At 29.1% G+C, this 3,716-nt stretch carries 1 protein-coding gene; it reads right to left on the bottom strand.

Features of this window, described 5'->3' with window-relative positions; translation table 11 throughout:
- Positions 1-751 precede the first annotated feature (751 nt).
- Positions 752-3,562 (bottom strand): hypothetical protein, encoded by a 2,811-nt coding sequence (locus tag BU804_RS10625; RefSeq protein ID WP_075884043.1) that lies wholly within the window; start codon positions 3,560-3,562, stop codon positions 752-754.
- Positions 3,563-3,716 lie beyond the last annotated feature (154 nt).

Raw genomic sequence — 3,716 nt, 5'->3', positions numbered from 1 at the left:
GTAAGAAACCTATAGATAATACCTCTTCTCATTTTAGTTAATTTAGCCATCGGCACATACAACATAATCTTTACGAATCATAGAAAAATTCCTAAAAAGATTAACAGTTAAGCTTGGAGTTAAGAGTGTAAAACTTGGTTTGAAAATATTAAGAAATGGATATTCAATTCCTGTGTTTTATTTAATAATCCAGTCAAGGATAAAATATTAAATTTACTTTTTTATACGTTAATAAGTAAGGGCTCTTAATCCGTAGATGATAAAATTTGTGATTTTGTTTTATTTGTAGGATCATTGTTTATCAAGTTTTTAGTAATCTTCCCAACCTAAATCCAGCGAAATACCTTACAAATTTTTCTTGTTGAATTAATTATAAGAAAATAATCAAAATTTTTACTTTAATAGTTTGTTTACCAATGATTAAAAATCGTTTTATTAAAGATATCTATTTATTAAATTTGTCTATCCCTTCCATTTTTATTAAAATTTACATATTATATTTTTAATTAATTTTTAATTAATTAATCATAATTAGATAAAAAAATTTAAAAATAGGAATAATATTCAGATGACAAGTTTAGTTGTTTAGTGATTATTGACGTGCAAAGTTTTTGGAACTGGTATCATGCAACATAGATAAATTTTTGCTTTTCAAGTACAATTTGCTACACTTAATAGGTTGGTTACATTCAAAATTCAAATAGGATGCAAATCAAATATTAAAATAGGCGGGTAAACCCGCCTATTGAATCTAATTACTTAGAATAAGTTCAATACTTTTAATAATATGTAATTTATTTTCTAGAATAAAAGCGGGTAAATTTTGGTTTTCGCATAAATTTTCTATTCCTAAATAAATACTCTGCAGGGCATGGCACTCTACAAGCTCTAACGGTGCTAATTTTCCACTTTGCGTTTTTTTGAAAGCCAATTGCTCTAGTCGATCAGAAACAGTGTTAATAGTGGCTTGTAAATATTCTATATGTTTTTCACTCAAGCCCGTTTTTAAATTGAATAGTGTTTCATCTGGCGAAACAATAAGATCAATGAGAGCCTCTCCCAATAAAACCTTATATCCTCTAGCGCCACCTTTCTCATTATTTATAGCAGTTTCCGAAAATTTATCCATTGTCTGGTTAAAAAACTCTGGTAAATGCCTAGTTTCTGACATTTCTAAAGAAGAGAGATGACTTAAAAAAATCAGAGCATTAAAAATGGAATAAAAGGTCTCATATTGCTCTCCAATAACAGTAAACCTAGCTTGTAGTTTTTCTTTGACCAATTCCTGAGGAACTTTTCCATCTACTTGGACGGTACTTAAAAAAGGTTCCACATTTCGATTAAATAAGTCTAATCGATCCATTTTTTCTTGACTTAACTCTAATCCAAGCTTGTCACTAAAAAATGTAGACAGATAATTAGCATCCCAAGAGACTACTCCAGGAAAAGGGACTAAATGCGCGGCTTGAGGTGAAGCAACAAATCCTTTTCCAAATAACCAAGGTAAAAGTACTTCAACTTGTTTACTAACGCGTTGGCATTCTATTGAAAAGGCATCACCCGATTCATGTGCAGCTTGAACTTTTCTATATAAAGGTTTGGCAGGTTTAGTAACCTTTTCCAAACTTTTTTTACTCTGATCAAGCGATGTTTCTAAACTTTCTTCAATCTCACCTGTTTGATTTGTAATATGATGCGTTAAAAATTCATTTAAAACTAATTTGATTTTATCTAATTGCTCCTCAGATAAATGATCTTTTAATAGCTCAAACATGTCAAAGACTCTAAGAGCAAAGTCTCGATGGTTTTCTAAAAGTTTAGGAAAGCGTTCTTGAGAATGAACAAGGTAATGGCCTAAAAAAATATCTACGAAATCTTGAGTTTGCTGAATACCCTTTTGTAATAAGTCTGAGATTTTTTCATCTTCATTTTTTATAATTTCGCTAAAAAAGTTATCCAAAATAACAGTTTTTTTTTCTTTTAATTCTTTTAGTTGATGTGATAATTCATCAATCTCTTTTTTAATCCTTGTTTCTTGATCCAGTCCTTTTTTAGTTTGAGCTAAGTTTTCATTTAAAAGATTTCGATAAACTTTAAAAGAGTTATCTAAATCTTCTTTGGCTTGATTAAATAAAGTAAGTTTTGTTTTAGCCTGCTGGACGGTCATTGTATTATTACAATCGGGAAGTAACGCGAGTAAAGTTCTAAATTTTTCCTCAAATACAGGTGCTGGCACTTTTGCCGTTAAAACTGTGGGCAATGCCAAAAGAGGTTTTAAATAACTCTCAATGTAGGCTTCTAGAGGACCGTAATCTCGATCAGTAATAATCTCCTCATCCTTTTTTCTACATAGCTCCTCTTTGATTTCTCCTGTTAATTTAAATAGCTCATGCGTTTGAATAAAATTAAAAACCTCCAATAGCGTTTGCCAAATTTCCATATGAACGACAGGATCGATAGGATCACTGTGCTGTTCGAAAGTTGATTGAATCTCGTCAATAAACTCACTATATTGTTTTGAATTTCCCTTTTTAATTTCCAGAAAAGATTTTATATAGGAAGGGCAAGTTTCGTCAACTTCCTTTTTGACTTGATTTAATTGATTAGTATAAGGTAATAAATCTTGCTCGATTGTTTTTTTACTTTCTTTGAAATTATCTATGAATTCATTTAATTGATTTGCTTCCTTTCCGCAAAGGACATTATCAATGCTGTCTAACACGGCCCCCATATTTTTTATTAAATGTTTATCTTTAAATTGGAATTTGTTTCCTTTTGGTAAACATTTGTTTACTTTTTGTGTAATGCCTCGTACTGTTTTTTCAAAGTTTTTATAATTTTTTACCAATTCCGTATGTTTTTTTTTCAAAAAGTCAATTTCCTCAGATGTTAATTTTTCTAGGTCAATTTTTTGACATTTTTCTGCAAACTGTTCAAATATTGTTAAAAAATTATTAATAGCTTCTATGTCTAAATTTAGTCGTTTTAACCCTTCTAATTCTTTTAACTTGTCATTATAAGATTTTTTATTAACATTATTTAAGCGCTGATGCAAAATATTTAATTGCAGTTTTTTTTCATCTAGCTGTGCTTTTATTTCTTGATATGTTTGACTTTGCTCGCGTAAAATATCATTATGTCGAATGCTAATGGATTCACTCAAACCTTCATGGGGTAATTTAACTATCATTTCCGATGCAGTTTGAGGATATACATTTATCCATGATTTTACAGTTTTTTTATTAAATTTTTTTTCAATTTTTTTATTTAATTCAATTCGAATTCTACTTTGTAAAGTGCTTTTTTCTATACTTGAAGCTCTTAAATCAGGTTTTTTACTATAAGAACACAAAAATCTTCCTTTAGAAAATCTAGTCGCTTGCTTTGCAAGAGGCGTTAATTTCGTTCCCTCTTCTGTGGGCTGCTGCATTAATTTACTGGTAGCTTCCTCAATATTTTTTTCAGTTGATTTCTTTATTTGTTTTGAAGATTCTTGAATTCCTTCAATTGGGGAAGGTGTGCTGGCAACTGAAGAGGGATCGTAGAAGTCAGCAGAATTCATAATTACTCCTTACTAATAATATTATTACAATTAATTATATAATTAATTATGTAATATTATTAATTAATTTATTAGTTAAATAATTAATTAATAAAAACTTATTTTAAGGAATTGATTGTGAATTATTTATCATTGATTGATTCTATATTTATTA

The sequence above is a fragment of the Candidatus Protochlamydia sp. W-9 genome, assembly GCF_001950615.1.
Classification (GTDB): domain Bacteria; phylum Chlamydiota; class Chlamydiia; order Chlamydiales; family Parachlamydiaceae; genus Protochlamydia; species Protochlamydia amoebophila.
Note: the sequence above shows the minus strand (reverse complement) of the source record. Positions and strands in the feature narration are given on the sequence as shown.

Bases quoted from the DNA above. Each gene is read 5' to 3' on its own strand.
- BU804_RS10625 (WP_075884043.1), bottom strand. From the start codon at position 3,562: ATGAATTCTGCTGACTTCTACGATCCCTCTTCAGTTGCCAGCACACCT.